Genomic DNA, 399 nt, shown 5'->3' with positions numbered 1-399 from the left:
GGCAGGAGGATCTGCTTTCGACTGTAGCGGGCTGACCTCGTGGACGTATCTACGTCACGGCTTCGCACTGCCACGCACAGCCCAACAGCAATACTCATTTATCGCCGCCCGTGGCCATATCAACCATAATCTGAACACACTCAGACCAGGCGATCTCGTCTTCTTCAGCCCTTCCGGATCACCCAACAACATTGTCCATGTCGGTATAGCGCTCGGTAACGGGAAAATGATCCACGCAGCACGCCCTGGCGTCGGCGTCGTCATTGGAAACATTTACGCAGGATTCATCGGAGGAGGCCGACCATGATCCAAGACGCTGTTATCTATATGCTCACCGCAATTCTCGGTGGATCTTTTGGCGCGGGCAGTGAATCACTCATGAAAAGCTTCGCATCCTAC

1 protein-coding gene is annotated in these 399 nt (G+C 54.1%); it reads left to right on the top strand.

The genetic code is table 11. From position 1 onward, the window contains the following. Positions 1–307, top strand: a 307-nt coding sequence (locus EZJ44_RS08620; RefSeq protein ID WP_165496171.1) for a C40 family peptidase, incomplete at its 5' end; no start/stop codon positions are given. Positions 308–399: the final 92 nt, after the last annotated feature.

Origin of the sequence: Arcanobacterium bovis (assembly GCF_004331995.1) — a bacterium.
GTDB lineage: Bacteria > Actinomycetota > Actinomycetes > Actinomycetales > Actinomycetaceae > Arcanobacterium_A > Arcanobacterium_A bovis.
The sequence above is the reverse complement of the archived record's forward strand: the minus strand, read 5'-3'. Positions and strand labels throughout refer to the sequence as shown.